The following is a 26,904-nucleotide window of genomic DNA, read 5'->3' on the forward strand; positions in this document are numbered from 1 at the left end:
TTTATCCTTTCTCACTGATTCCCTCTTCTTCTTATTCACCTTGCAATACAGTAGGGTTCAGGTTTCAATACGCCGTTGGGTGTCAACCCTGAATGTATTGATGTTGCTGACGCTAACTGCGATTGTGAAGACCATTTCTTTGAAACCATTTTTTTGTGAAAACCATTTTTTATAAAAACACTGGAACGCCCTGATGCTAAAGATTTTTAATACGCTGAGTCGCCAAAAAGAGGAATTTAAACCTATCCACGCCGGTCAGGTGGGAATGTATGTGTGTGGCATCACCGTTTATGACCTGTGTCATATCGGTCACGGGCGTACTTTCGTGGCGTTTGATGTGGTGGCGCGGTATTTGCGGTATCTGGGATATTCACTGAAATATGTGCGTAATGTCACCGATATTGACGACAAAATTATCAAACGTGCGATCGAAAATGGGGAAACCAGCGACCAACTGACGACCCGCATGATTGCAGAGATGCACGCCGATTTTGATGCGTTGAATATTCTGCGCCCAGATGCCGAGCCGCGTGCGACGCACCATATTGCCGACATCATCGAAATGGTGGAAACGCTGATTGCCCGTCGCCACGCCTATGTTGCGAGTAATGGCGATGTGATGTTCTCCGTTGATACCGCGCCGGGCTACGGTGTGCTGTCTCGTCAGGATCTGGAACAATTGCAGGCTGGCGCACGCGTTGAAATTACTGAAGTGAAGCGCAATCCGATGGACTTCGTGCTGTGGAAAATGTCCAAACCGGGTGAACCGCACTGGTCTTCTCCGTGGGGAGAAGGGCGCCCTGGCTGGCACATCGAATGTTCTGCCATGAACTGCAAACAGTTGGGCACGCATTTTGATATCCACGGCGGCGGTTCCGATTTGATGTTCCCGCACCACGAAAACGAGATCGCGCAGTCCAGCTGTGCACACGACGGCTCGTATGTGAATTACTGGATGCACTCCGGCATGGTGATGGTTGACCGCGAGAAAATGTCAAAGTCGCTCAACAATTTCTTCACCGTTCGTGATGTGCTGGCGTACTACGATCCGGAAACCGTACGTTACTTCCTGATGTCAGGCCACTATCGTAGCCAGTTGAACTACAGCGAAGACAACCTGAAACAGGCGCGTGCGGCGTTAGAACGTTTGTATACGGCGCTGCGCGGAACGGATCCGGCGGTTGCGGCGCACGGTGGTGACGAGTTTGAAGCCCGCTTCCGCGAAGCGATGGATGACGATTTTAACACGCCGGAAGCCTACTCGGTGCTGTTTGATATGGCGCGTGAAGTTAACCGCCTGAAAGCGGAAGATGTGCAGGCGGCGAATCAACTGGCGTCGGCACTGCGTAAACTGTCTGGCGTGCTTGGCCTGCTGGAACAGGATCCAGAGCAGTTCCTGCAAAACGGCGCGCAGGTGGATAATGACGAAGTGAAAGAAATCGAAGCGTTAATTCAGCAGCGTAAAGATGCGCGTGCGGCGAAAGACTGGGCGCTAGCGGATCAGGCTCGCGATCGCTTGAATGAAATGGGTATCGTGTTGGAAGACGGTCCGCAAGGAACGATCTGGCGTCGTAAGTAACACTTTTTCTTCCTGTAATACGCTTTCCGTAAATAAAAAGCCCGCAAAAATGAAATTGCGGGCTTTTTTTCGCCATCATCGATGCTGCGAGGGTTACTCGGTCACTTTTACCGTTTCGCCGTTGAACTGAACGGCTTGCCCAGCAACGATTTTGCAGCGCTTGCGTGTTTCCGTCTGGCCGTCAACGGTCACGTCGCCTGCGGCGATAGACAGTTTGGCCGCTGCGCCGCTTTCACTCCAGCCCAGCAATTTCAAGAGATCACACAGTTCAACGTGCGGATGCTTTTCAAGATGAAACGTTGTCATAAATTCCTGCTTATCGGTGTTTGACCTTATCGCCAATTATTCTGCGTGGTCATGATACTCTTCGCACGCCTGTAGCGTGTTTTGAATCAGTGTGGCAACGGTCATTGGGCCGACGCCACCCGGTACAGGGCTGATGTAAGACGCTCTTTCCTGCGCCGTTTCAAATTCCACATCGCCGACCACTTTACCGCTTTCCAGACGGTTGATACCCACGTCCAGCACAATCGCGCCCGGTTTAATCCATTCGCCGGGAATGAAACCCGGTTTACCCACCGCGACAACCAGCAGATCGGCGTTTTCAATATGGTGGCGCAGATTTTTGGTGAAACGGTGCGTGACTGTAGTTGTACAGCCAGCCAGCAGCAGCTCCAGACTCATCGGGCGACCCACAATATTAGACGCGCCGACCACAACGGCATTCAGCCCGAAGGTGTCGATATTATAACGCTCCAGCAGCGTGATGATGCCGCGTGGCGTACAGGCGCGCAGCATTGGCGCGCGCTGACACAGACGACCCACATTGTAAGGGTGGAAGCCATCCACATCTTTACTTGGTGCGATGCGTTCAATTACCTTGGTGTTATCGATGCCTTCTGGCAGCGGAAGCTGAACCAGAATACCGTCAATCGTCTGGTCGGCGTTGAGCTGGTCGATAAGCGCCAGCAGCTCGGGTTCCGTTGTGGCGATGGGTAAATCATAAGAGCGGGAAATAAAGCCGACTTCTTCACACACTTTGCGCTTGCTGGCGACATAAATCTGTGACGCTGGATTCTCGCCGACCAGCACAACAGCTAGGCCCGGCGCGCGTTTTCCTTCTGCTAAACGCTGCGTGACTCGTGCGGCAACTTCGTCTTTGACCTGCTGCGCAATCGTTTTACCATCAATAATCTTTGCTGCCATCTGAGATGAGATCCATCAATGTGAAATAGGGGGAGATGGCCGCTATTTTGTCAGAAGCTGTGCGTGCTGTCAGGTATTGCATCAATATTATTGAGACTGCTTTCGCTATTCACAGACCTCGATACGATTTTTACCGCCTTTTTTGGCGCGATACAGCGCTTCGTCAGCGATCTCAATAACGCTCGATACCTCTTGTGGTGGAGTCGTCACATTAAAGATATAGACACCAGCGCTAATGGTAACAATTTTTTCTGGGAACAATGTGATTTCATGCGGGATTCGCGCCTCACGCACGGCATCCAATGCCCGTTGAGCCAGCATGATGGCGCCTTGTCTGTCCGTCTCGGTGATAATAATGGCGAATTCTTCGCCGCCGTAGCGGGCAACCAAGTCTTCTTTACGTTTTGGCATGCTGTCCAGTATCTGACCAATCTTGCGTAAGCATTCATCGCCTGCTACGTGCCCGTAATGGTCATTATATTTTTTGAAGGCATCAACGTCGATCATGATCAGTGCCATGCATTGCTCGGTGTTTGAAACACGTAGCAAATTTTGCTGCAAGAAAATATCAAACTGACGACGATTGGCTAATCCTGTCAGGCTGTCAAACAGAGCCAGTGTGTGAAGGGTGCGGTTGACGGAGGTCAATTCATCACGAACAAGGGTCAAATTGAGTTGGTTTCTTAAATTGATGCGGATTTGTTTTAGGATGATTAGGCCCAGCAGTGTCATGGTGAACAATAAACTTAGCGTAATCACACCGTAGATGATGCTGTCAGTCCTCCATTGACTGAGTGAAAGATTGAGGTCGTAACCTACTGCCATAACAATCGGGTAGTGTTTTAATTTTGTGTAGCCATAAATCCGTTCAATGTTATCCAGAGTGGGGACGAATGTTGCGGCGCCACTTTCGGACTTTTTCAGATATTCAGACACGCGCGAGCCACTGAACAGATTACGGTCGATGTAAGAATCGTCATAAGGGCGGCTGTACAGTATTTTTCCGTCAGAGAGTAGGAGCGCGATCGTGTCAGTGTCTTCCATCGCGTAGTAACCGTAATACTGTTTGAAATAATCGACAGAGAGTGTGGCGAGCAACACGCCTTTAAAGCTGCCGTCTGGATTATTGATACGCATAGATACAGGGATGACCAGATCCCCTGTAGAACGGCTTCTGATGACACTGCCGATGTGCGGGTTTTGCCCTACATTATTTTGATGATATTTGAAGTATTCTCTGTCTGTATAATTATTCTTTGAAGGGTTGGTAATTCCAGAGTTGGTGACCCATTCTCCTTTCTCATTGTAGATAAAAATGCCGTGTAACTGAGGCATTGTGGCCTTTCTGACTTTTAACATTTCACCGAATTTGATGAGTTGCTCTGGCGCTAGCCCCTCTTTATCGATACGTGATTGTAAATCCTGTAACAGAACATCTATTTGCGAAAAGGTATCTTCAGCGTGGCGTGCCAGCGACAGAGACAGATTTTTGACATCTCGCTCTGTGGAATTGATAAGCTGTTGACGAGAATTGACGATCTCCCACCCGTTCAATGTCACCACCATCGTGACAATGAAAAGCATAAAAATGATCATCAATTTTTGCAGCGGCAGTTGGTAGTGCTCGGCGCTATCGCGCATGCTGACCTTCATTGTGCGCCTCATTCCTTGCCAGAAACATGACTAATCACAAGTGTAGACGTTTCTGCACGTTACGCAGTGATTGATACACTCTCTTTATGATTTTAATTGGCTTTCATCAAATAATAAGTTGGTTTTAGAATAAAAATCAGCACTATTCTTTTTATGTGCTATTAATAAAATGTTAGAGCAAATCACTATCATCGTGTTTATTTACGAGAATCACTTAAGATAAATGACATTATGTTACACAATGTCATGATAATGATTTTTCATTATGATTAAAGAACGTCACAAGGTGTAAGGAAATTTTTATTTATTGTTAAATACACTATGTTTAATTGGCGTTTAACTGATGTTGCTAATGATAAGGGTACAGTGTTTTTACGCTTGGGTTGATGAGTATGAGGCGAGTCTGGTATGAATAGGTTGGGGGCGAGAAATACATTGACATGTAATGTGCCTATTCAGTGTGAAGAATAAGAAAGATACTGCGGCGGAATAGGTTTTTTAGCCAGTGATGAAATAAAGAGCCCTCCATGAAAATAGCGATTAGCGGAACGGGATATGTCGGTTTATCGAATGGATTATTGTTGGCGCAACAGCATCAGGTTGTGGCGTTAGATATTGTGGCTGAAAAAGTGGCGATGCTGAATCAGCGAAAATCGCCAATTAATGACGCCGAGATTGAGCGTTTTTTACAACGCGAAACGCTGAATTTTTCCGCTACGCTGGATAAATATGAAGCGTATGTCGATGCGCAGTTCGTGATTATCGCGACGCCGACAGATTACGATCCACAGACGAACTATTTCAATACGTCGTCGGTAGAGGCAGTCATTCGCGATGTGATGGCGATTAATCCTCAGGCCATTATGGTGATTAAATCGACGGTGCCGGTCGGTTACACAGAGAAAGTCAGCCAGCAGTTGGATACGGATAACATCATTTTTTCACCCGAGTTTCTGCGTGAGGGAAAGGCGCTGCACGACAACCTTTACCCGTCGCGGATTGTGGTGGGTGAACGCTCGGAAAGGGCGAGGTTTTTTGCTAACCTATTGATGGAGTGCGCATTAAAAAAAGATATTCGTGTACTGTTTACCGACCCGACAGAGGCCGAAGCGATAAAATTGTTTGCGAATACCTTCCTGGCGATGCGCGTCGCCTACTTTAACGAGTTGGACAGCTATGCTGAATCGCTGGGGCTAAATACCCGGCAGATTATTGAGGGTGTGTGCCTCGATCCGCGTATCGGCAACTACTACAACAATCCTTCTTTTGGCTACGGCGGTTATTGTTTGCCGAAGGATACTCGGCAGCTTTTGGCTAACTATCGTACGGTTCCGAATAACCTGATCAAGGCGATCGTGGACGCGAACCATACGCGGAAAGATTTCATCGCCGACACGATTATCCGCCGTCATCCGAAAACCGTCGGCGTTCATCGTCTTATCATGAAAGCAGGGTCGGATAATTTTCGCTTTTCTTCCATTCAGGGCATTATGAAAAGGATAAAAGCGAAAGGAATCAATGTCGTGGTTTATGAGCCAGGGATTGATGATGATAACTTCCTAGATTTTCCTGTCATTCACCAAATTAACAGTTTCAAACAACAGTGTGACATTATTATTACCAATCGTTATGCCGACGAATTAAAAGATGTAATAGGAAAGATTTATACTAGAGACTTATTTGGTGAGGATTGATTTCTTGTCGTAAATAAATCGACGTTTTGCTATTCGCGAAAAGTTCATTTTTGCATTGTAATTAATTATGTCTTTTTACGCTTCATCATGTGGTGCTGTTTATCTATGGTTTTATGATTGTCGTAATAAATTAAGGTTGGCTTAAGGCTTGGTTATTTAGACTGCTCAATGATGGTTTGTCGCCATTATTTATTTTGGGAATATGTTATGACGGATTTTTTGCCGTTTTCCCGCCCGAACATGGGCGAAGAGGAAATTGCTGCCGTGGCTGAAGTATTACGCTCCGGTTGGATAACCACAGGGCCGAAATGTCAGCAACTGGAACAGGCATTTTGCCAGCAGGTCGGGTGTCAACAGGCAATTGCGGTGAGTTCTGCAACGGGCGGGATGCACGTGACGCTAATGGCGCTTGGTATTGGCCCCGGCGATGAGGTGATTACGCCGTCCCAGACTTGGGTTTCAACCGTCAATATCATCACGCTTTTGGGAGCGGAACCCGTGATGGTTGACGTGGATCGGCATACGCTGATGGTGCGACCGCAGGATGTTGAGGCGGCCATCACACCGAAAACCAAAGCCATTATTCCCGTGCACTATGCTGGCGCTCCGGCCGATCTGACGCCGCTGCGTGCTATCAGCGAGCGCTACGGCATCCCACTGATAGAGGATGCGGCGCATGCCGTCGGTACGCAATATCGCGATGAGTGGATCGGCGCGCGTGGAACGGCCATTTTCTCGTTTCATGCGATTAAAAACATCACCTGTGCGGAAGGCGGCATGGTCGTGACGGACGACGAGACGCTCGCTGAACGCATACGCAGCCTGAAATTTCACGGGCTAGGCGTTGATGCATTCGACAGGCAGCGACAGGGGCGCAAGCCGCAGGCTGAAGTGGTGACGCCGGGGTTTAAATACAATCTGGCGGATATCAATGCGGCGATTGCGCTGGTGCAATTGGATAAACTCTCAGCGATCAACGCCCGCCGTCAGCAGCTTGCTGCGCGTTATCTCACACAACTACGCTCGCTGCCGCTCCAGCCGCTGGCGGTTCCCGATTATCCCCATTTGCATGCCTGGCATCTGTTTATGGTGCGCGTGGATGAAACGCGGTGCGGCATATCGCGCGATAGCCTGATGGCGGAACTGCAAACGCGCGGCATTGGCACTGGGTTGCATTTCAGAGCGGTGCATACACAAAAATATTACCGTGAGCGCTATCCCCATTTGCATCTGCCGGAAACGGAATGGAATTCGGCGTCGCTGATGACGCTGCCGCTGTTCCCCGATATGCAGGATTGCGATGTCGATCGCGTCGTCGCGGCGCTAACCTCGATTCTGGAGTCTGTTCGTGATTGATGACATCAAAAATGTGTCCGTTGTGATTCCCGTTTATAACGAAGAAGAGAGCCTGCCGGTGCTGATCGAACGCACGCTGGCAGCCTGTCGGCAGATCGGTAAACCCTGGGAAATTATTCTGGTTGATGACGGCAGCAGCGATCGCTCGGCGGATCTGCTGACCGAAGCGGCGAGCGATCCGGAAAAGCACATTATCGCCGTGCTGTTGAATCGCAACTATGGTCAGCACTCGGCCATCATGGCGGGATTCCAGCAGGCGGTGGGCGATGTGATTATCACGCTGGATGCCGATTTGCAAAACCCGCCAGAGGAAATTCCACGGCTGGTGGAGTATGCCGCGCAAGGGTATGACGTGGTGGGCACCGTGCGGGCAAATCGACAGGATTCGCTGTTCCGCAAACTGGCGTCGAAAACCATCAATCTGATGATCCGACGTTCGACCGGGAAATCCATGGCGGATTACGGCTGCATGCTGCGCGCCTATCGTCGCCACATTGTCAGCGCGATGCTGCGCTGTCATGAACGCAGCACCTTTATTCCTATTTTGGCCAACACGTTCGCGCGGAAAACCATCGAGATCGACGTGATGCATGCCGAGCGCGAATTCGGCACCTCCAAATACAGCTTTCTGAAACTGATTAACCTGATGTACGACCTGCTGACCTGCCTGACGACGACACCGCTACGTCTACTCAGCCTGATCGGTAGCGTCGTCGCGCTGTCGGGTTTCCTGTTGGCGCTGTTGTTGATCGGTCTGCGTTTGTTCTTAGGGGCGGAATGGGCAGCGGACGGCGTGTTCACGCTGTTTGCTGTGCTGTTCATGTTTATCGGCGCGCAGTTTGTCGGGATGGGGCTATTGGGGGAATACATCGGTCGCATCTATACCGATGTGCGCGCTCGGCCACGCTATTTTGTGCAAAAAACAGTGAGTGCGGCAACGCCATTGACTACCAGTTTACGGGATGAAGAAGAATGAAAGCGATCGTATTTGCCTACCATGATATCGGCTGCGTTGGTCTTGAGGCGTTAAAGCTCGCGGGTTATGACGTTCAGGCGGTATTCACGCACAGCGATGCGCCGGGCGAAAATCACTTCTATGCGTCGGTAGCGAAAGCGGCAGCCGAGATGGATGTGCCGGTGTTTGCGCCGGAAGACGTTAACCACCCGCTTTGGGTAAACCGCATTCGCGAACTGGCACCGGATGTGATTTTTTCCTTCTATTATCGCACGTTATTAAGCGATGACATTCTCCAGTTACCGTCGTTCGGCGCTTTCAATCTGCATGGGTCGCTGCTGCCACGCTACCGTGGGCGGGCACCGGTGAATTGGGTACTGGTGAACGGTGAAACGCAGACGGGCGTAACGCTGCACAAGATGGTGTCCCGCGCCGATGCCGGTGATATCGTTGCCCAGTCCGTGGTGGCGATTGACGATGACGATACCGCGCTGACGCTGCATGGCAAATGCCGTACTGCCGCTGTGGCATTACTGGCGCAGCAGTTACCGCTGATCCGCTCGCGTGAGATGATGCTGACGCCGCAGGATGAAAGTCGGGCCAGCTATTTCGGACGTCGCACGGCGGCAGATGGTCTGATCGATTGGCAAAAAAGCGCCCGTGAGATCAACAACCTGATCCGCGCGGTGACGGAACCGTATCCGGGTGCGTTTACGTTTCTCGGTGAGCGAAAAGTGACGATTTGGCGCGCTCGTGTTGTAAAGGACAAGCTCGGTGGTGAGGCGGGCGTGATTCTCTCGACGTCGCCGCTGGTGGTGTCCTGTGGTGAAGACGCGCTTGAGATTGTCAGCGGACAGAGTGAGAGCGGGCTGTATATGTCGGGTAGCCGACTAGCGGCGGAAATGGGCATAGTGCCACAGGCGAAATTGGGCAACCTCGCCAGCCGTGTGCAACGACGCCGCACACGCGTCCTGATTCTTGGCGTGAACGGTTTTATCGGTAACCACCTGACGGAACGCCTGCTGCGCGACGATCGCTATGAAATTTACGGATTGGATATCAGCTCGGACGCCATCGCCCGTTTTCTTGGCGATCCGCGTTTCCATTTTGTGGAAGGCGATATCAGCATTCATAACGAATGGATCGAATATCACATCAAGAAATGCGATGTCATTTTGCCGCTGGTGGCGATTGCCACGCCTATCGAGTACACCCGTAACCCACTGCGCGTGTTTGAGCTGGATTTTGAAGAGAACCTGAAAATTGTGCGCGACTGCGTGCGCTACAACAAACGCATTGTTTTCCCGTCCACCTCAGAAGTGTACGGCATGTGTGATGACAAAGAGTTTGATGAAGATAACTCACGCCTGATTGTCGGGCCAATCAACAAGCCGCGCTGGATTTACTCTGTGTCCAAGCAGTTGCTGGATCGGGTGATCTGGGCATACGGCGCGAAAAGCGGCCTGCGATTTACGCTGTTCCGTCCGTTTAACTGGATGGGGCCGCGTCTGGATACGCTGGATGCGGCGCGCATTGGTAGTTCCCGAGCGATTACCCAATTGATCCTCAATCTGGTGGAGGGATCGCCGATCAAACTGGTGGACGGCGGGGCGCAGAAACGTTGTTTTACCGACATTCACGACGGCATCGAAGCCTTGTTCCGGATTATTGAAAACCGCAACGGTCAGTGTGACGGGCAGATCATCAACATCGGCAACCCACAGAATGAAGCCAGTATCCGCGAACTGGGCGAAATGCTGCTGACCAGCTTTAATAACCATCCGTTGCGTGAGCGTTTCCCGCCATTTGCCGGGTTTATTGAAGTGGAAAGCAGCCGTTATTACGGCAAAGGTTATCAGGATGTGGCGCACCGCACGCCGAGCATTCGTAACGCCAAACGCCTGCTGGAGTGGGAACCGACAGTGAAGATGGAACAAACCGTCGCGGAAACGCTGGACTATTTCCTGCGTACCGTTGATCCCCAGCACGCCGATGACGCCACGGATACGCAGGGATGACGCGCGTTGGCCTGCGCATTGATGTCGATACCTGGCGCGGTACGCGGGACGGCGTGCCCACGTTGCTGGATGTGTTAGCAGAGTTCGATATCCAGGCGAGTTTCTTTTTTAGCGTCGGGCCGGACAACATGGGGCGTCATCTGTGGCGCCTGTTGCGCCCGCGCTTTTTATGGAAGATGCTGCGCTCCAACGCCGCCTCACTCTACGGCTGGGATATCTTGCTGGCCGGCACGGCGTGGCCGGGGCGTCATATCGGCGCACGGTTTGGTTCGTTAATCCGCCAGACGCACGACGCTGGCCATGAAGTCGGGTTACACGCTTGGGATCATCACGGCTGGCAGGCGAATGTCGTCCGCTGGTCGGATGCGCAATTGGCTGCGCAGTTCCGTGAAGGCATGGATGCGTTGACACCGATTCTGTCATCACCCGTGCGCTGTTCCGCGGTAGCGGGCTGGCGAGCCGATTCGCGCGTTGTGGAGATGAAGCAGCACTGGAATCTGGACTATAACAGCGACTGTCGCGGCACCCGACCTTTCCGACCGCGCCTAGAAAATGGTGAGTTGGGCACCGTGCAAATCCCTGTCACCTTGCCGACCTATGATGAAGTTATCGGCGAGCGCGTGAGTGACGGTGAATTCAACGACTTTATTCTTGCGGCGATCCAGCAGGATCGCGGCGTGCCGGTCTACACCATCCATGCGGAGGTAGAAGGGGGGGCGAAGCTGGCGCAGTTCCGCCAATTGCTGCTTCGCGCCCGCCAGCAACACATCGAATTTTGTCCGCTTTCCTCATTGCTGCCTGATGACCGCGCCACGCTGCCCGTCGGGCGGATTGAGCGTGCACCGTTCCTAGGGCGGGAAGGGTGGCTTGGCGTACAAACGGAAGAATAAATAAAGCAGGAGATAGCATGGAAAAAGGCATGATAAAGCTAAAAAGTACCGTAATACTGGTGCTATTTGCTTTGCTCTACCTGTTACCGCTTAACGGCCGCTGGCTGTGGTCACCGGACGAAACGCGCTATGCGGAAATCAGCCGCGAGATGCTTCAGCGTGGCGATTGGATCGTGCCGCATTTGCTGGACATTCGCTACTTTGAGAAACCTGTTGCAGGCTACTGGCTGAATAACATTAGCCAGTGGGTATTTGGTCATACCAATTTTGCCGTGCGTTTTGGTTCGGTATTTTCTACTGCGTTGAGCGCGCTACTAGTGTTTTGGCTGGCGATGTTGCTGTGGAAAAACCAGCGTACCGCGCTGCTGGCGGCGACGATCTATCTGACATCGCTGCTGGTGTATGGCATCGGTACGTACAGCGTGCTCGATCCCATGGTGACGCTCTGGATGACGGCGGCGCTGTTCAGCCACGTGCTGATTCAGCGTGCTACGCTGACGCGCGAACGGCTCATGGCCTGGGGGATGATGGGGCTGGCCTGCGGCATGGGGTTTATGACCAAAGGTTTTCTGGCGCTGGCCTTACCGGTCATCAGTGTGCTGCCAGTGGCGGTGGCGCAAAAGCGGATTAAGGAATTGCTGCTGTTCGGGCCGCTGGCGATTGTCGTTGCGGTATTGCTGAGTGCGCCGTGGGCGCTGGCGGTACATGCGCAAGAAGCCGATTACTGGCACTACTTCTTTTGGATTGAACATATCCAGCGTTTTGCAGAAGACGATGCACAGCATAAAGCGCCGTTCTGGTATTACCTACCGGTGCTGATTGTCGGCGTATTCCCCTGGCTTGCGCTGTTGCCGGGGGCGTTGCGCAGTGGTTGGGCGGAACGAAAAGCTAACCCCGAAAGGTTCCTCCTGCTGTGTTGGATGGTGATGCCACTGCTGTTTTTCAGCATCGCTAAAGGCAAGCTGCTGACTTATATTTTGCCGTGCTTTGCCCCGCTGGCATTGCTGATGGCGGCATGGATTTCCGGACTGGCTCCTGCGGTACGCGAACGTGTATTGCGCATCAATAGCTGGCTCAATATTGCGCTCGGTGGCCTGCTGGCGCTCGCTGTTGCGGCGCTTGGCCTCGGCATCATCATGCCGCATCTCTATCAACCGGGAGAAGGGCTGACCATTGTATCGGGCGTTGTCTGTTTCATCGGTTGGGTAGCCTTTGCCGTTGTCAGCCTGAAAAAGCCGCGATCGTGGGGGTATCTGGTCGCGGGCTGTCCGTTATTTCTGGCGCTGCTCGTCGGTGGAAGCATTCCGGCGAGTGTGGTCGATTCAAAGAATCCTCAAACCTTCATTCGTAGCCACCAGCCACTGCTGGAGGAGAGCCGCTATGTTCTTAGCGATGAAGTTGGGCTGGCAGCCGGGCTGGCGTGGGAGCTCAAACGTAGCGATATCACCTTATTCAAGGCGCGGGGCGAATTGAATTACGGGCTGAACTACGCCGATTCTACTGGCCGCTTTGTGGATGAGGGGGCTTTCCCAACCTGGCTTGCGGAGAAACGGCGTAGCGGAAATGTTGCGCTGGTGCTGAAGATCGATAGGGATGTCGATGAGGAATACCGCAGCTTGCCCGCCCCCGATCAGTTGAAGAAATCGCACCGCTACGTGTTGCTGTTTTATAAGCAGATAGCGCCATGAGTTATCTACTGGTGGCTATCGTCTGCCTGCTGACCAGCTTGGGACAACTGTGCCAGAAACAGGCGGCGGAGTGCTGGCGGCGTTTGCCGACGGCGCGACGCCAGCGCGTAACGCTCGGGTGGCTGATGTTGGCGGCGTTGCTGCTGGGTATCGGGCTGCTGCTGTGGCTGGTGGTGTTGCAGCATATTCCGCTCGGCGTGGCGTACCCGCTGCTGAGCATCAATTTTATTCTGGTTACGCTGCTGGCGCACTACGGGTTTGGCGAACGCGTGGACCGTCACCACTGGTGGGGCATTGCGCTGATTATCACCGGTATCTATCTGATGCAGGGGGGATGATGGCGAAAAAAGGCTATGTCTGGGCGCTTGGCAGTATTGTGTTAGCCAGCGCTGCGCAGGTATTAATGAAAAGCGGGATGCTGGCGCTGCCGAGCATTTCCCTGACGCACTGGCCGCCGCTGAGCACCTTAATGGGCGGTTGGCCTGTGGTTGCGGTGATCGGTGGGATGGTTTGCTACGGTCTGTCGATGGCGTGCTGGTTCATGGTGCTACGCTATCTGTCGCTAAGTCGCGCCTATCCGCTCATTAGCCTGAGCTATGCGGTGGTCTACCTGGCGGCGGTTTTCCTACCGTGGCTGAATGAATCGATGAGCCTGCGTAAAAATCTCGGTGTTTTGATCATCATGTTGGGCGTCTGGCTGGTAACGCGCAGGCGGCGCGATAAACCGCCTGCGCATGCCTCTAGCGGTTGATTATTGACTGAAGACGTGTGCGGTCCCCGTGACGTTCAGGCTGACCTGTTGGCCAACGGCGAAAGCGGCGTGGCTGACGGTTTTCAGTTCAATAATGTCGGCTGCTGCGTGGTGGACGTGCAGCGTCAGCGTAGAAACGAAGCCGGAAAAATCAACTTTACGGATGGTTGCATGAATCGTCGCTGCGCTATTCCCTTCAGCGCTGTCAGCCTTAACGCTCTGAATCACGATCTGTTCTGGCCTGAGCATGATGCGGGCTTTACCGCTTGCGGTTGGGCGATCCACTGCGATGCGCCCAAGCAGGCAATCAGCCTGACCGCCAGTCACCTTCGCGTCGAGAATCAGCGTTTCGCCAAGGAAGGTCGCGATGTCTTCGCTAGCGGGCTGGTGGTAAAGCATCCACGGCGAGCCGGATTGTGAAAGCTGGCCGTCACGCATGACGACGACCCTATCGGCAAAAGACAGCGCTTCCCCCTGATCGTGGGTTACCAGAATCGACGCTACGTTAGCCTGCTGTAATACGTCCATCACCGCTTTACGGGTGGCGGCACGCAGGCCGGTATCCAGCGCGGAAAAGGGTTCGTCCAGCAGCATCAACGCAGGGCGCTGTGCCAGTGCGCGAGCCAGAGCGACGCGCTGTTGCTGTCCGCCGGAAATCTCATGCGGCGAATGCTTCTGTAAATGCGCAGGAAGGGAAACCAACGCCATCAACTCATCCACGCGCTTTTGCTTTTCCGCCTTCGCGCCTTTGAGCCCAAAAGCGATGTTGTCCGCGATGCAAAGATGCGGGAACAACGCGCCATCCTGCGGGACATAGCCAATTCTACGCTGATGGGCGGGGACGGAAACCCCATTATCGCAGAGCGTTTGTCCGCTCAGCGTGATGACACCGGTATCCGGTTTTTCAAACCCAGCAATCAGGCGCAGCAGCGTAGTTTTTCCTGAACCGGACGGGCCGACAATCGCCGTGCGGCGGCTGTTTTCCAGCGTCAGGTGAATGTCAGACAGCACGGTGCGCCCATTAAAGCTCTTGTTGACGCGATGAAGTTCCAACATGATTACAGCCCCGCCATTTTTTGTGATTGCGTGTAGAGAAACCAAGTCCATGGTAGCGACAGTAACACCAGAATAAGCGCGTAGGGTGCCGCCGCGGGATAATCGATCTCACTGGTGAGCGCCCAAAATCCGGTTGCCAGCGTGCGAGTGCCGTTGGGAGCTAGCAGCAGCGTGGCGGTCAGCTCGTTGACGATCGCCAGAAAGACGAGCGTTGCCCCGGTAGCAACGCCAGGCGCGGCCAGCCGAATGGTTACTGTCATCAGCGTCTGCCACGGCGAACGCCCCAGACTGGCCGCGACCTGCTCCAGTTCCTCGGGGGCCTGTGCGATCCCCGCGCGTAGATTCACCAGCGCCCGTGGCATAAACATTAACAGGTAAGCCAGCAGCACGGTGAATTCCGTCTGGTAGAGCGGCCTGATGAGGTGAATCGTCGTGGTTACCAGCGCCAGCGCGACGACGATGCCCGGCAGAGAACTTGTGATGTAATTGCATCCTTCCAGAAATCGATACAGACGGCTGGGATGGCGAATTGTCAGCCAGGCCATTGGAATGGCCGCCAGCGTCGTCAGTGCAGCACCGCTCAGCGCCAGCGTCATGGTCTGGCGAAACGCATCGAGCAGCTCGCGGCGCAGCCAGACTTCCCAACCGCCAAACCACAACCAGCGAAACAGTGTAATAAGAGGTACACCGAGCGTTAGCAGTATCAGCGTTGTCAGTAACAGCAACGCCAACAACAGCGGAAGCGGCGACAGACGTATCGGTGTGATAGCCTGCGGCGCGCCAGAACCGACATGTGCATAGCGAGTGACGCCGCGTACGCCGGCATCCGCACACAGCAGAAACAGACACAGCAGTGCCAGTACACCAGCCAGCATATTGGCGGCTGGGCCATTAAACGTGGACTGAAACTGATCGAAAATTGCGGTAGTAAAGGTATCGAAGCGGATCATGGCGAATAGGCCATACTCCGCCAGCAGGTGCAATGCGATCAGCAGTAGTCCGCCGCAGATAGCCAGCTTTAGCTGTGGCAGTACCACGCGGAAAAATACGGTAAAGGGAGGCACGCCCAGTGTGGCGGCGACATCTTCCAGCGCGGGGTTAAGCCGACGCAGCGTTGCGGCACAGGGTAAATAGAGAAACGGTAAATAGGCGACGACGGATAAAAACACGCCAGCCGATAGCCCATGCAGGCTCGGAGCCGTGCTGATCCAGGCATAGCTTTGTACAAATGCAGGGATCGCCAGTGGTGCGGTGAGCAGCAGTGACCATAGGCGTCGGGCTGGCAGAGTGGTACGTTCTGTTAACCAGGCCAGTAGCACGCCCAGAACCGTACAAATCGGCAGCGTCAGGGCAACCAACAGCACGGTGTTCGTCAGCAGTTCACCGACGCGAGGGCGAAAGAGCAGGGCGTACGCTGTTTCCCAACCGGTATCAATACTCACGCCAATCACAAAGCCGAGCGGAACAAACCCCAGCAGGGATAGCGTCAGGGCGATGAGGGTCAGCAGCGCGGTTGGTTTGCGTAATGGCGCAGAGGGTACGGTGAACGGGGTCGTTTCGCTGTAGCTAGCGTTTGTCATACGGCCTGTAGCTGCCTCGTTAGGACGATAGGTTAAGACGGCGAAGCCCTGCTGAGCAGGCTCTCTGGGTGATGATTCGTCAGGACGCGAACGCCCTGACGAAAGGCGCTGTCGTTGCAATCTATGCGGTACAGCCTCTGTGTTACGATCCCGCCGTTACAACAGACCTGCCTGCGTCATCAGATCCACGACTTTTTTGCTGTTGAGCTTGGCGGCATCGACTTTCGGTGCATCCAGATCTTTCAGCGGAACCAGTTTGTCATTTGAGGCCGCGTTAACGCCAACGGCATATTCAAAGGCATTGTTGGTGCGCAAGATTTCCTGACCGGATTTGCCCGTAATCCACTTGATAAAGGCCTGTGCATCTTTCGCATGTTTGCTGGATGCCAGTACGCCGGCACCGGAAATACTGACGAACGCGCCAGGATCTTTATGCTTGAAGTAGTACAGTTTCGTGTTGTTACTGTTTTCGCCGGTTTTAGCCTGATCGACAAAACGGTAATAGTGATAGATCACGCCGCTATCAATCTGACCTGCGTTCACGGCTTTCATCACCGTGCTATTACCTTTATAGGCAGTGAAGTTTTCTTTCATGCCTTTCAGCCAGTCTTGCGTGGCTTTCTCACCTTTCAGCTCCAGATAGGCGCTGACGATGGCCTGGAAATCTGCACCGGATGGGGAGGCGGCCCAGCGGCCTTTCCACTCTGGCTGCGCCAGATCGGCTAAGGATTTCGGCAACTGTGCATCGGTAAATTTGGCTGGGTTGTAGACAAAGACGGTGGAACGCGCGGCAATCCCGATCCAGCGTCCGTGGGACGGACGATAGTCAGACGGTACCTGCGCGAGGGTGGCTTTATCCAGCGGAGCAAAGAGGTCGGCGTTATCGACCAGCACCATCGACGGTGAATTTTCGGTCAGGAACACATCGGCAGGCGACGATTTCCCTTCCTGCACCAGTTGGTTACCCAACTCGGTGTCGCTGCCATTACGCAACGTTACCTTGATGCCGGTTTCTTTGGTAAAACCGTCAACCCAGGATTTCACGAGGTTTTCATGTTGGGCATTGTAAATCACAATCCCTTCATCGTTTTCTGCTGCATTTGCCGACGCGCTGAGCGCCAAACCGGAAGCGAATAAAACGGCAGAACTCAGTAATCCAAAACCAAGCTTCATATTATTTACCCTTATCAATACCTGTCGTGTTTGCGTATTGCTGGCCGACATGGAAGCCCGTGTGTCGCTCACGATAGCCACACTATTTTAGCGACACAGGCCGATATGCAGCGGCAGTCGAGGAGGGATTTTACATATCGCTAATAATAATGATAGTTATTATTATTTCTACTTCTTAAGGTTAAATTAAGGTTTCGGTGGGTGTAACATCACGGTCATCACTTTATTTCAGCCCATGTCACAGTATGAAATTGTATAAATCCATGGTTTAAAAAATAGCCAGGTGAGTTTATGGAATTTATTTCACCAGAAATGGGATATAACATCATGATTTACAGAAACAAATCCTGATTCATCATCTATATTTACTGTGCAGGCTGTAAGTAGCGATACAATAAATGCACCTTGTTGTTTGGGGATGATATGCGCTGGCCTGCTATTTGGTGTTAATTGGTCAATAAAAAAATGGCACAGTAACTGCTATTCGGGGGAGTGAAAAATGGATGTAGAAACGCGGATGATTGAACTTATCGTTAAATCTGGCGAAACACGTTCCTGCACAATGGAAGCCCTGAGATCTGCTCGCCGGGGAGAGTGGGATCATGTTGATGAACTATTAAAAATGGCTGCGGTAGCGCTGAGTCGCGCACAGGTGATTCAGACCGGATTCATTGACAGCCAGAGTAAGGAAAAAACAAATATTGATCTCATTGTGGTGCATGCACAAGACCACCTAATGAACGCGATGTTGTGTCGTGAATTGGCTGAAGAGATTATTGAACTCAGAAAAGAGGTCTCTGGCGTTAATCTCCACTTACGCTAACCGCATTGCAGAGCAAGTAGAAAAGCCATTCAGTCTTCACGCTGAGTGGCTTTGTTGTTTTTTCTTCTGATTAAAAATTATGGTGATAATGTACTTGATCATAATGATGTTCATGTTGTACGATTTGTTTAGCGTAGGAAGTGTTATCTAACTTTGAAAGGAATGATGATCATGGAACCTATCACGAACGAATCCCAGTGCATTGAAAACATTGAGAAATTCAATGATGAAATTTTGTCGTCAACTGACCATAAACTCTATGAGTACCTGCCTTATTTTCGAGCCTGGTACGCTTATAAATCACGTGATGGCTGGCTTCTTGCTCCGAGTAAATATGTCGGTTATGCAGGGATGGATAGAGACAAATACATTCAACATCTGGACAGCCTTGATGGGCGCACGTCCGAAAGTAATTTATCGCGCTTCTCCGTTGCCGCAGAGGGAAAAGAAAAAGAGTTATTGATGGGAAAGGTGGCAGAACTGCTGTCTTCTTTTGGCAAATTACCCAACAAATTGTTAAGAGTCTCTGTGATGAGAAACAGTAGCGTGGCTGATGAAGAAAACAGCACCATTGACGCAATTGTGACGATGATAAATTCACTACCTCCTTATATGAGTCAGGCGATTAAAAAGCGTTTGAGATAGTCGGTTCCGCGGACAAATGTTGCATACTCAAGGAAATAAAATGAGTCCTGATAATAATGAAACACGTTTAGCGGCTTTTTCCGGTGAGTTTAGCGTGAGTGACGATGTCTGGACGCTGGATGCTGTACGGTGGGTTTTTGTCGAGAAGGAAAAGATCATCGCCAGCCTGAAAGGGAAAACGGGGAATGGCCAGTTTAAGGCCGAGGTAGAGCTGGTATGGCGGGAAACGCTCGAGGATTATTTTGGTAGAGGGGAAATTACCTATGAGCAATTTAATGACAAACTCAAAACTAATAGCTTTGCAATAAAAATAATGGCATCAGATAGTTATATAGAGGACGATATCTGTGTTATTAAAAAGGCTGAGTGGCTGGAATATTACGAGTCATATTCATTTTATGGCGATTTAGAACGAGTAGTAAATTAAAGCAAATGGCGGTTATTCAATAATGACCGCCATTTTTCTATCCTTTTTCTGTTGGTTTTCAGTTAGCACAATTGAGTTCTACTTTTTATGGAAAAGGAATATGAAAATGGCACAACTCTCGACCCAATAGCTTGTCGTTTTGACATCCTGCCATTCTGCATTTCTCTGAGTCAAAGCCGCCGTGTGCAAGGATGCAAAGGTGTACTTTAGCTGCCTTTACTTCTTTATCTGAAGGTAATGATGCCGTCTCCTGAACCTTTAATGCGAATAGGGGATAAGGGTATTGTTCTGAGATACTCTCGATGTACCATGCTTGCCCACATTCCATACAGCGATACAGAGATTCCGAGTCATCAAGCTGCGGTTCGAAAACCAACAAACCGTCTCATACAAGGTTATCAATCCGATTATTGTGACGGATGTAAACACTGTACATACCGTTACACAGCAACGCTCATCATCGGCGATGGGCCTAGTATATAATCCAAAAATACAGGGATCGATTTACTGTGAAGATAAAAATTCACAAATTTCAAACAATAAATATCATGTAATCTTACTTTATAATGAAAATCAAAAATACTCTCTGCCTACATATCCTGATGGCGACGCTTGCCATCCTGTTCCTGAGCGCGCCTCCATTGGTGAAGAGCGTGGATCCGGCGCTGACATTCCAGCCACTGGTTAACACCATGGAAGGGACGGCAAAAGAACAAAAGGAAAAGATTGCCACCCTTTCACATGCGTTGCAGGGCAATGCGATTTTCTTTCTTGGCGCTTCCGAAGTTTCCACATCTGAAGATGAGCACTACGCGGTCTATAATTATTTTAATAACCAGTTAAAGCGTCCGGTCGTGGCCTATGGTGATAGCTATATCGATAACGTTACGCATTTTCTTCTGCTTTCCCGTTTTAAAAATGAGCTGAACGCTAACAGTAAAGTAGTCTTGCTGCTGGCGCCCGATAGCTTTTATTCAGACGGTATTCCCCCAGCCATTTTCGCCAACAACTTCCCAGCTTCTATTTTTAATCCCTTGATGCAAGATGACCAAGCGCGCCCCTTTTTGGTCAATTACTTACACAGTATCAATAAAGAAGAGATCAGCCATTTAACGTTTGGCCAAATGCAAGTCTATGGCTGGGATCTGCAAACTATCTGGCAGGAAGTGAGCTATCAGTTTGCAAATTTCTGCGAACTGATAAAAAAAGATTGGCTAGCGATGCTGGGCATTACCCCCCAACCCACACAGCCCTGGCCGCCTCAGCCGACGGCGAATACCGTCCCCGACTGGGCTCGTGAGCGGGAGCAGGCTCGCGTGCTTAACCAATCTCGCCAGCAAAGTGCAGAAACCTTGTGGATGGATAAGTCTGTTTTTGCAGACGATCCAACGCGCGAAGAGTGGGATGATGCGCCGATTGTACCCGCACAAATGGAGGCATTACGGGCGACGATTCAACTGCTGAAAGCGCGTAACGTCCAGTTTGTGGTGATTATCGATCCGATTAATCCGTGGGCGATTAAGAATTCCGAGAAATTCCAGCCCGTCGACAGCCAAATCAGAGCGATGTTGGAAGAAAATCAGGTGCGCTATTTTGATATGTATGCGCAGCCTTATCAAAACGGTTGGAATTGGGATCGCTTGCACCCAACGGAGCCTGCCTGGGTCGAGATGGATCAATTTATTGCAGAGAGTTTTAAATGATGAAAACTGCTATTCGCCTTTTTTTCCTTTATCTCTTGCTGGCCATCACTATCGTCGCATGGACCTCTGTTGATGAAAGTATGAGTTTAAAAGTGCATTTTGAATATCAAAAATTCTGAAGGATGAATGATGTACAGCTCCGGAATGTTTTTTTTCCTTCTGTTTTCATCGGCGTTACTGTTTGCGCTGGTTAACCGCGTATTCAGCTATCGGCTGACGTATTTATCCGCCTTTTCCGTATTGGCGGTACTAGGCTGGGGATACATTTTCCAAGGGGATTATATTGTTCCCGTCGCGGTTTTCCTGAGCTTTTATCTTCTGGTCACCTTAAAAGAGAAGGGGTGGCTAAAAACCTGGCAGGCAGTCAGCCTGACGCTGTTGCCGCTGTTCTTGGTGAAATTACACCTCAATAACCACTGGGGCATGATTGGTCTGTCCTTTATGACCTTCCGCGCCATTGATGTACTGCTTTATCGCAGCAAGAAAGATGGTCAGCATTTCCTGCATTACTTCTGCTATCTCTTTATGCCTTTTATTATTTTGGCTGGCCCGATGTATCGCTGGCGAACATGGGTTAATGATATTAATAAGCCGGTTTTCATCATTACCCGTGAGCAGTTTTTGGTCGCGATGGAACAAATTTTTACCGGTATTATCCAGAAGTTCTTATTTGCCATGCTAATCAATAATCTGGTGATTGAATCATGGAGTCAGCGCCCGTTTACGTTGAGTGTGGGCGTTGTGATGTCGCTAGCTTACAGCGCTTATCTCTATTTTGATTTTGCTGGCTACAGCAATATGGCTATCGGGGCAGGGCGCTTATTTGGTCTGAATATCCCAGCAAACTTTAATCTGCCTATTCTGGCTAAAAACCCGCAGGATTTCTGGCGGCGCTTCCACATCAGCCTGTCTGAATGGCTGAGGGACGTGGTCTTTATGCCAATTTATATGAACCTGATGAAGCTCGACTTTTTCCGTCAGAACAAAACGCTGGCGCAGAATATTGGCATCTTCTGCACCCTGTTTTGTATGGGGGCATGGAACGGGCTTGAACGACACTATGTCATCAGCGGTGCGCTGTTTGGCGCCATTTCCGTTGCTCATAACATGTTGCTCTGGTCAGCCAAACGCAGCCCAGCACTGAGCAAGGGTTTAGATCATCCGGTTATTGCGTTCATCGGTCGTATTCTGACGCTGGCAAGCGCTGCGGCCTCCCTCTACATCTTTAGCGGAATGTCTCCTCTATGAATATGAACCAACACAGCGAGCTTCAGGAACTGCAAGATTTCCTCTGTGCGGCATTGCTTAACCCCGCTAACCCTGAACGGTTGGCGATTAGTGGCAGCGATGAAGCGATGACGTGGCAACAGCTCTCCGTTGCGGTGACAGACTGGGCGCAGCGCTACCAGCAATGTCGGCAACCTGCGGGGCCGCCGGTCGTGTTATATGGGCACCAGCAGGCGGAGTTTGCCGTGGCGATCTATAGCTGTCTGCTGCATAACATTCCGTATATTCCGGTGGACTGCATCTATCCGCAGGAGCGGCTTAAAGAGATTTGCCACCTAGCGAGCGCGCCTTACTATTATGATGTCGCGACCCGACAGTTCATTGCGACCGGAGAAGCAGGACAGGCGCTGGTGGAACAGGACCTCGCCTATATTATGTTCACTTCCGGCAGCACTGGAAAACCTAAAGGGGTGCAGATCGGACGTGAAAGCCTGTGGCACTTCATGAAATGGGTGCGTCAAGACTTTGCGTTGCCAGAGGTACCCGTGCTGATGAACCATGCGGTGTTCAGCTTCGATCTCTCGTTGATCCCATTACTGGCGAACGTGACGACAGGCGGGCATATCGTTCTGAATGCGAAAGAGGATATCGCGGCTGAAAACTGGCTCGACCGCCTGAAAGACAACGGCGTTTCCGCTTGGGTGTCAACGCCATCTTTTGCTTACCAGAGGCTGCTTTCCCCTCAGTTCAACAGCGAATATTTACCTGAACTCAATGTCTTCGTGTTCATTGGTGAAGTCCTAAACAAAGCGCTGGTCAAGCAGCTACGCCGCCGCTTCCCGCATGCCAAAATTCTCAACTCCTATGGTCCAACGGAAGCGACTATCGCGACTACCGTTATTGAAATCACCGATGAAATCCTGCACAGTGACAACGACTTGCTGCCGGTCGGCGCGATGATGCCGGATTCCAGAATGGAAATTACCGCTGAAGGTGAGTTGATCATTTGGGGTAAAAATGTGATGCGTGGTTACCTTGGATTGGCGAAAGAGAATGCGGAAAAATTGCTGCATCGGGAAAGTGAAGCGTTCCGTGGCTACAGAACTGGCGATCTGGGCTATGAAGACGGGCTGCTATACTGTCAGGGGCGCAATGACAGCCAGATCAAACTGAATGGCTACCGCATTGAAATCAACGAGATTGAAAATCGCCTGTTGGCGATGTCCGACATCAGTGAAGCGGTGGTTCTGCCGCTAATGAAATCGGGCGGCGGCGTTCTGCGCATTGCGGCGTTCTGTGTGACGAATTTAGCGCCAGAAGCGATTAAAACGTCGCTCTCGAAGGTGATTCCGCCCTACATGGTGCCTTCCCAAATTATTATCAAAGATGCGTTGCCGCTTAACCCTAACGGCAAAATTGACCGTAAGCTGCTGGATACCCATGCCCGCACGATCTAATACTCAGGAAAAATGATGGAACAGGAAATACTCGCGCTGTTTGAAAAGATCTTATCCCGCAAAGTGGGCTTTAATGATGAGCTGATTGAGTCTGATATTCTCGACTCTATTCTGGCGGTCGATTTGGTGCTGGAAGTGCAGGACGTTTACGGCTGCGTGATCCCACCGACCGAAGTCGCTACCATTCTGAAAACCCCAGCGGAACTGGCTCGCTATATTGAAGAGAATCGCGGCTAAGCCTGAAACGGCGACGGTTTTTCATGATTTAACAACCCTGGATATTTATCTGTAATGCTGTTCACTTAAGTATGGATTTAGGGGGAAACACGGTGATGAGGTTCCCGTAGGGAGACCTCGCACCGTGGTAGCCCTCGGTATCTCAATTCTTAAACGATCGGCATTAGGATATTTATCTGGGGTTTTTTTATGGGTTTTTATTAAGGCTTATTATTTATGGGTGAAAAACAGGGCGGCGTGATTCTCTATTCAAACCTTCCTAATTATTAAAATTGTATCCGTGGTGTTGAATATTTGTTGCAGATATTATCTAAAAAGATCTTTCAACAATGGATAATACACGGAGAAGTAAAATGGACTCATTCACTTTAGAAGATCGCTTTGATTTTCAGCCTCTAATTAACTCTCAAGGTGAAACTTGTCATTTTGGTGTGCGCATTGAGCCTAAACAGTCAGGCGTGCATATTGGTGAATTATCACCTACCTGGCTGCGTACATTAGTCGAAAACGAACAATTAGTGGTACTGCGGGGCTTTGATAGCTTTACGAGTGCAGAAAATTTAACAACATACTGCGCAGCCATGGGTGACATTATGCAATGGCCTTTTGGTGCCGTGTTGGAACTGGTTGAACAACCCGATGCGACTGACCATATCTTTGCTAACAACTACGTCCCCTTGCACTGGGACGGCATGTACCTGAAAACTGTGCCAGAACTACAAGTCTTTCAATGCGTCTCAGCTATTGGTAAAGAGCAGGGGGGGAGAACCACGTTTTCGAGTACCACTGCGGCGCTACGGCTGGCATCACCCGAAACCAAAGCATTGTGGCAGCGTGCAACCGGTCAGTATCAGCGCTCAGTCGAGCTATACAGCAGTACCGCACAGGCGCCCATTATAGAACAGCACCCCTACCGCACTTATCCCGTCATTCGTTTTTGTGAGCCACCGATTGCGGGCGATAAAGAATTCCTGAATCCATCGACTTATCACTTCTCCGGTATTGAACCTGAAGAGCAAGAACAATTACTCAGCAGCTTGCAAGACGCCTTATATGATCCACGGGTTTATTATGCCCACCAGTGGCAAAGCGGAGATATTGCGATTGCAGATAACTACTCGTTATTACACGGCCGAGAATCTTATTCGAGCCAAAGTGGTCGCCATCTCCGTCGGGTGCATATCCATGCTAAACAGCCATTGAATAACCCACATTTGGTGCAACCGTCATGAAACCACAGCATGTTGATCTCATGATTATCGGCGCGGGGCCGGTCGGTCTGGCCTGTGCTTATCTTGCCCATCTGTCCGGTTTAAGCACCGTCATTATCGACAAATCACAAGGGCCGCTAACGGTCGGCCGTGCTGATGCGCTAAACGCCCGCAGCTTGCAACTGCTTGAAATTATCGGTTTATTCGATGAGCTTTACCCCTTGGGTAAAACCTGCAATACCAGCTCTGTCTGGTCAAAAGGCAAGTTTATTTCACGCCAGTCTACCTGGTGGGAGGCTCTACAAGGCTGTTTTCACAAACATTTCTTAATGATTGGTCAGGCTTATGTAGAACAAGCGCTCGATACTAAGCTCACCGAATTAAACAAAGCCGTGAGCCGCAATACCGCCGTGCAAGATATTGTGTTAGAGGAAGACGGCTGCCTCACCACGCTTTCCAGCGGTGAGGTCGTTCGCTCCCGGTATTTGATTGGTGCAGATGGCTCACGATCGTTTGTGCGCCAACACTTTGCTATTCCGTTTGAGATCACGCGGCCACAAATTACCTGGGCCGTGATTGATGGCGAAATAGAAACTGATTTCCAAAAAGTGCCGGAAATTATTGTTTTCCAGGCAGAAACCGCCGATGTCGCTTGGATACCACGTGAAGGTAAGATTGATCGTTTCTATATCCAGATGGAGAGTGAGGATTTCACGCAACAGCAGGCGATAGATAAAATTAACCATGCTCTGCAACCACACCGTCTGCGCTTCAAGTCTATTGAGTGGTATTCACAATTCTCGGTTAAAGAGTCTGTAGCAGAACACTATAACCTTGAAAATAAAATATTTATCGCTGGTGATGCGAGCCACATTCACTCGGTAAATGGTGGGCAAGGGTTAAATACCGGGTTGGCTGATGCCTTTAACCTCATCTGGAAAATCGCGATGATTACCCATCATCATGCGCCCCAAACGTTATTACAGACTTACGAAACAGAGCGAAAAGCGGTCGCGCTGGAAGTGGTAAAAACGTCAGCGGAACTCGTGCGTTCAACCAAAACCTCAGAGACAGGCACCCATGCCGATGACTACGTCAAGATTGTCGAAAAACGTGCGGGTTACATCACGGGAATGGGCGTTCGCTATGGAACAGGTGGAAGTGTTGGCGACAGGCTGCATGATTTTATGTGGCGTGATTCTCAATCCAGTCAGCCAAACCGCATTTACTCACAGCTAAATTATCACCATTACAGTTTGCTCATCATTGGCACGGCAGCTGTACCTGCATCACTGCCTGATATCGTCAATGTCCTGCACGTTGCAACGGGAAGTAGCCCCTATCCCGATCAATACCTGTTAGTTCGGCCAGATGGCTATATCGCCGCCACAGCGCCTCTCGACCACCCTTCCGCGATCGGCCATTACTTTAGCGACTGGCGAGTTCAATAGCATAAACGTTGCCGGCTCAGTGATTGTTGCACTGAGCTGGTTTTATTTTGTCGAGAAGAGTGACAGCAATAAGGTTTCAGGTCATTACCTGATGCACTAATCTGTGTAAAATCAGCGCTAACCC

Annotated in this window: 24 protein-coding genes; 18 read left to right on the plus strand and 6 right to left on the minus strand. The window is 50.8% G+C overall.

Annotation, left to right across the window (positions count from 1 at the left end):
* Positions 1–193 precede the first annotated feature (193 nt).
* Positions 194–1,579 carry a cysteine--tRNA ligase gene (gene cysS / locus H0247_RS06630; protein ID WP_180741837.1) on the plus strand — a complete coding sequence of 462 codons (1,386 nt, stop codon included), beginning with the start codon at positions 194–196 and terminating at the stop codon, positions 1,577–1,579.
* A gap of 93 nt (positions 1,580–1,672) precedes the next feature.
* Here the strand turns inward: cysS and ybcJ are convergent, their stop codons facing one another.
* From ybcJ to H0247_RS06645, 3 genes are all read right to left on the minus strand, one after another.
* The gene (gene ybcJ / locus H0247_RS06635; RefSeq protein ID WP_180741838.1) at positions 1,673–1,885 is read right to left on the minus strand and encodes a ribosome-associated protein YbcJ; all 213 of its coding nucleotides are present in this window, start codon (positions 1,883–1,885) and stop codon (positions 1,673–1,675) included.
* A gap of 36 nt (positions 1,886–1,921) precedes the next feature.
* Positions 1,922–2,785, minus strand: a complete 864-nt coding sequence (folD, locus tag H0247_RS06640) for a bifunctional methylenetetrahydrofolate dehydrogenase/methenyltetrahydrofolate cyclohydrolase FolD (protein WP_180741839.1) — start codon at positions 2,783–2,785, stop codon at positions 1,922–1,924.
* A 105-nt stretch (positions 2,786–2,890) separates the two neighbouring features.
* Positions 2,891–4,438 (minus strand): sensor domain-containing diguanylate cyclase, encoded by a 1,548-nt coding sequence (locus H0247_RS06645; protein WP_180741840.1) that lies wholly within the window; start codon positions 4,436–4,438, stop codon positions 2,891–2,893.
* Between the two features lie 527 nt (positions 4,439–4,965).
* On the opposite strand from H0247_RS06645, the gene H0247_RS06650 reads away from it, so the two are divergent.
* The 8 genes from H0247_RS06650 to arnF all read left to right on the plus strand — a co-directional run bounded on the left by H0247_RS06650 (position 4,966) and on the right by arnF (position 13,790).
* Complete coding sequence (locus H0247_RS06650; RefSeq protein ID WP_180741841.1) at positions 4,966–6,132, plus strand: nucleotide sugar dehydrogenase; 1,167 nt, start codon at positions 4,966–4,968, stop codon at positions 6,130–6,132.
* A 207-nt stretch (positions 6,133–6,339) separates the two neighbouring features.
* Complete coding sequence (gene arnB / locus H0247_RS06655; protein ID WP_180741842.1) at positions 6,340–7,488, plus strand: UDP-4-amino-4-deoxy-L-arabinose aminotransferase; 1,149 nt, start codon at positions 6,340–6,342, stop codon at positions 7,486–7,488.
* Entirely contained in the window at positions 7,481–8,464 is a 984-nt protein-coding gene (gene arnC / locus H0247_RS06660) for an undecaprenyl-phosphate 4-deoxy-4-formamido-L-arabinose transferase (RefSeq protein WP_180741843.1), read from the plus strand. The genes arnB and arnC overlap by 8 nt, the downstream gene beginning before the upstream one ends.
* Positions 8,461–10,461 (plus strand): bifunctional UDP-4-amino-4-deoxy-L-arabinose formyltransferase/UDP-glucuronic acid oxidase ArnA, encoded by a 2,001-nt coding sequence (gene arnA, locus H0247_RS06665; protein WP_180741844.1) that lies wholly within the window; start codon positions 8,461–8,463, stop codon positions 10,459–10,461. Before arnC ends, arnA begins: the two co-directional genes overlap by 4 nt.
* Positions 10,458–11,351: a 4-deoxy-4-formamido-L-arabinose-phosphoundecaprenol deformylase gene (gene arnD / locus H0247_RS06670; RefSeq protein ID WP_180741845.1), complete on the plus strand. Its 894-nt coding sequence runs from the start codon at positions 10,458–10,460 to the stop codon at positions 11,349–11,351. Before arnA ends, arnD begins: the two co-directional genes overlap by 4 nt.
* Positions 11,352–11,368: 17 nt before the next feature.
* The gene (gene arnT, locus H0247_RS06675) at positions 11,369–13,039 is read left to right on the plus strand and encodes a lipid IV(A) 4-amino-4-deoxy-L-arabinosyltransferase (protein WP_180741846.1); all 1,671 of its coding nucleotides are present in this window, start codon (positions 11,369–11,371) and stop codon (positions 13,037–13,039) included.
* Positions 13,036–13,377 carry a 4-amino-4-deoxy-L-arabinose-phosphoundecaprenol flippase subunit ArnE gene (gene arnE, locus H0247_RS06680; RefSeq protein ID WP_180741847.1) on the plus strand — a complete coding sequence of 114 codons (342 nt, stop codon included), beginning with the start codon at positions 13,036–13,038 and terminating at the stop codon, positions 13,375–13,377. The genes arnT and arnE overlap by 4 nt, the downstream gene beginning before the upstream one ends.
* Positions 13,377–13,790: a 4-amino-4-deoxy-L-arabinose-phosphoundecaprenol flippase subunit ArnF gene (gene arnF / locus H0247_RS06685; RefSeq protein WP_180742033.1), complete on the plus strand. Its 414-nt coding sequence runs from the start codon at positions 13,377–13,379 to the stop codon at positions 13,788–13,790. The genes arnE and arnF overlap by 1 nt, the downstream gene beginning before the upstream one ends.
* Here the strand turns inward: arnF and H0247_RS06690 are convergent, their stop codons facing one another.
* The 3 genes from H0247_RS06690 to H0247_RS06700 all read right to left on the minus strand — a co-directional run bounded on the left by H0247_RS06690 (position 13,791) and on the right by H0247_RS06700 (position 17,599).
* Positions 13,791–14,846, minus strand: coding sequence for an ABC transporter ATP-binding protein (locus H0247_RS06690; RefSeq protein WP_180741848.1), 1,056 nt, complete (start codon positions 14,844–14,846; stop codon positions 13,791–13,793).
* Between the two features lie 2 nt (positions 14,847–14,848).
* Positions 14,849–16,426: an iron ABC transporter permease gene (locus H0247_RS06695; RefSeq protein WP_180741849.1), complete on the minus strand. Its 1,578-nt coding sequence runs from the start codon at positions 16,424–16,426 to the stop codon at positions 14,849–14,851.
* A 156-nt stretch (positions 16,427–16,582) separates the two neighbouring features.
* Positions 16,583–17,599 carry an iron ABC transporter substrate-binding protein gene (locus tag H0247_RS06700; protein ID WP_180741850.1) on the minus strand — a complete coding sequence of 339 codons (1,017 nt, stop codon included), beginning with the start codon at positions 17,597–17,599 and terminating at the stop codon, positions 16,583–16,585.
* A 499-nt stretch (positions 17,600–18,098) separates the two neighbouring features.
* Between H0247_RS06700 and H0247_RS06705 the strand changes: the two genes are divergently transcribed.
* The 9 genes from H0247_RS06705 (at position 18,099) to H0247_RS06745 (ending at position 26,780) form a co-directional block, all read left to right on the plus strand.
* Complete coding sequence (locus H0247_RS06705; RefSeq protein ID WP_180741851.1) at positions 18,099–18,422, plus strand: PTS lactose/cellobiose transporter subunit IIA; 324 nt, start codon at positions 18,099–18,101, stop codon at positions 18,420–18,422.
* 171 nt (positions 18,423–18,593) lie between these two features.
* Positions 18,594–19,067, plus strand: coding sequence for a hypothetical protein (locus H0247_RS06710; protein WP_180741852.1), 474 nt, complete (start codon positions 18,594–18,596; stop codon positions 19,065–19,067).
* A 40-nt stretch (positions 19,068–19,107) separates the two neighbouring features.
* Entirely contained in the window at positions 19,108–19,494 is a 387-nt protein-coding gene (locus tag H0247_RS06715; protein WP_180741853.1) for a hypothetical protein, read from the plus strand.
* 566 nt (positions 19,495–20,060) lie between these two features.
* On the plus strand, positions 20,061–21,197 hold the full coding sequence (locus H0247_RS06720; protein WP_180741854.1) for a D-alanyl-lipoteichoic acid biosynthesis protein DltD: 1,137 nt from the start codon (positions 20,061–20,063) through the stop codon (positions 21,195–21,197).
* A gap of 129 nt (positions 21,198–21,326) precedes the next feature.
* Positions 21,327–22,445: a membrane-bound O-acyltransferase gene (locus tag H0247_RS06725; protein ID WP_180742034.1), complete on the plus strand. Its 1,119-nt coding sequence runs from the start codon at positions 21,327–21,329 to the stop codon at positions 22,443–22,445.
* Between the two features lie 2 nt (positions 22,446–22,447).
* The gene (locus H0247_RS06730; protein ID WP_180742035.1) at positions 22,448–23,881 is read left to right on the plus strand and encodes an AMP-binding protein; all 1,434 of its coding nucleotides are present in this window, start codon (positions 22,448–22,450) and stop codon (positions 23,879–23,881) included.
* A gap of 15 nt (positions 23,882–23,896) precedes the next feature.
* Positions 23,897–24,118, plus strand: coding sequence for an acyl carrier protein (locus tag H0247_RS06735; protein WP_180741855.1), 222 nt, complete (start codon positions 23,897–23,899; stop codon positions 24,116–24,118).
* Between the two features lie 353 nt (positions 24,119–24,471).
* Positions 24,472–25,350 (plus strand): TauD/TfdA family dioxygenase, encoded by an 879-nt coding sequence (locus tag H0247_RS06740; RefSeq protein ID WP_180741856.1) that lies wholly within the window; start codon positions 24,472–24,474, stop codon positions 25,348–25,350.
* Positions 25,347–26,780 (plus strand): FAD-binding protein, encoded by a 1,434-nt coding sequence (locus H0247_RS06745; protein ID WP_180741857.1) that lies wholly within the window; start codon positions 25,347–25,349, stop codon positions 26,778–26,780. Before H0247_RS06740 ends, H0247_RS06745 begins: the two co-directional genes overlap by 4 nt.
* The last annotated feature ends 124 nt before the right edge of the window (positions 26,781–26,904 follow it).

The sequence above is a fragment of the Pectobacterium sp. CFBP8739 genome (genome assembly GCF_013449375.1).
Classification (GTDB): Bacteria; Pseudomonadota; Gammaproteobacteria; order Enterobacterales; family Enterobacteriaceae; genus Pectobacterium.

Excerpts from the sequence above, each read along its gene's own strand:
- arnT (WP_180741846.1), top strand. The coding sequence starts at position 11,369 with ATGGAAAAAGGCATGATAAAGCTAAAAAGTACCGTAATACTGGTGCTA.
- H0247_RS06650 (WP_180741841.1), top strand. The coding sequence starts at position 4,966 with ATGAAAATAGCGATTAGCGGAACGGGATATGTCGGTTTATCGAATGGA.
- ybcJ (WP_180741838.1), bottom strand. The coding sequence starts at position 1,885 with ATGACAACGTTTCATCTTGAAAAGCATCCGCACGTTGAACTGTGTGAT.
- arnA (WP_180741844.1), top strand. The coding sequence starts at position 8,461 with ATGAAAGCGATCGTATTTGCCTACCATGATATCGGCTGCGTTGGTCTT.
- H0247_RS06735 (WP_180741855.1), top strand. The coding sequence starts at position 23,897 with ATGGAACAGGAAATACTCGCGCTGTTTGAAAAGATCTTATCCCGCAAA.
- arnE (WP_180741847.1), top strand. The coding sequence starts at position 13,036 with ATGAGTTATCTACTGGTGGCTATCGTCTGCCTGCTGACCAGCTTGGGA.
- arnF (WP_180742033.1), top strand. The coding sequence starts at position 13,377 with ATGGCGAAAAAAGGCTATGTCTGGGCGCTTGGCAGTATTGTGTTAGCC.
- arnB (WP_180741842.1), top strand. The coding sequence starts at position 6,340 with ATGACGGATTTTTTGCCGTTTTCCCGCCCGAACATGGGCGAAGAGGAA.
- H0247_RS06695 (WP_180741849.1), bottom strand. The coding sequence starts at position 16,426 with ATGACAAACGCTAGCTACAGCGAAACGACCCCGTTCACCGTACCCTCT.
- H0247_RS06700 (WP_180741850.1), bottom strand. The coding sequence starts at position 17,599 with ATGAAGCTTGGTTTTGGATTACTGAGTTCTGCCGTTTTATTCGCTTCC.
- H0247_RS06705 (WP_180741851.1), top strand. The coding sequence starts at position 18,099 with ATGGATGTAGAAACGCGGATGATTGAACTTATCGTTAAATCTGGCGAA.
- H0247_RS06745 (WP_180741857.1), top strand. The coding sequence starts at position 25,347 with ATGAAACCACAGCATGTTGATCTCATGATTATCGGCGCGGGGCCGGTC.
- H0247_RS06710 (WP_180741852.1), top strand. The coding sequence starts at position 18,594 with ATGGAACCTATCACGAACGAATCCCAGTGCATTGAAAACATTGAGAAA.
- H0247_RS06645 (WP_180741840.1), bottom strand. The coding sequence starts at position 4,438 with ATGAAGGTCAGCATGCGCGATAGCGCCGAGCACTACCAACTGCCGCTG.
- cysS (WP_180741837.1), top strand. The coding sequence starts at position 194 with ATGCTAAAGATTTTTAATACGCTGAGTCGCCAAAAAGAGGAATTTAAA.
- H0247_RS06720 (WP_180741854.1), top strand. The coding sequence starts at position 20,061 with ATGAAAATCAAAAATACTCTCTGCCTACATATCCTGATGGCGACGCTT.
- H0247_RS06715 (WP_180741853.1), top strand. The coding sequence starts at position 19,108 with ATGAGTCCTGATAATAATGAAACACGTTTAGCGGCTTTTTCCGGTGAG.
- arnD (WP_180741845.1), top strand. The coding sequence starts at position 10,458 with ATGACGCGCGTTGGCCTGCGCATTGATGTCGATACCTGGCGCGGTACG.
- H0247_RS06730 (WP_180742035.1), top strand. The coding sequence starts at position 22,448 with ATGAACCAACACAGCGAGCTTCAGGAACTGCAAGATTTCCTCTGTGCG.
- H0247_RS06740 (WP_180741856.1), top strand. The coding sequence starts at position 24,472 with ATGGACTCATTCACTTTAGAAGATCGCTTTGATTTTCAGCCTCTAATT.
- H0247_RS06690 (WP_180741848.1), bottom strand. The coding sequence starts at position 14,846 with ATGTTGGAACTTCATCGCGTCAACAAGAGCTTTAATGGGCGCACCGTG.
- folD (WP_180741839.1), bottom strand. The coding sequence starts at position 2,785 with ATGGCAGCAAAGATTATTGATGGTAAAACGATTGCGCAGCAGGTCAAA.
- H0247_RS06725 (WP_180742034.1), top strand. The coding sequence starts at position 21,327 with ATGTACAGCTCCGGAATGTTTTTTTTCCTTCTGTTTTCATCGGCGTTA.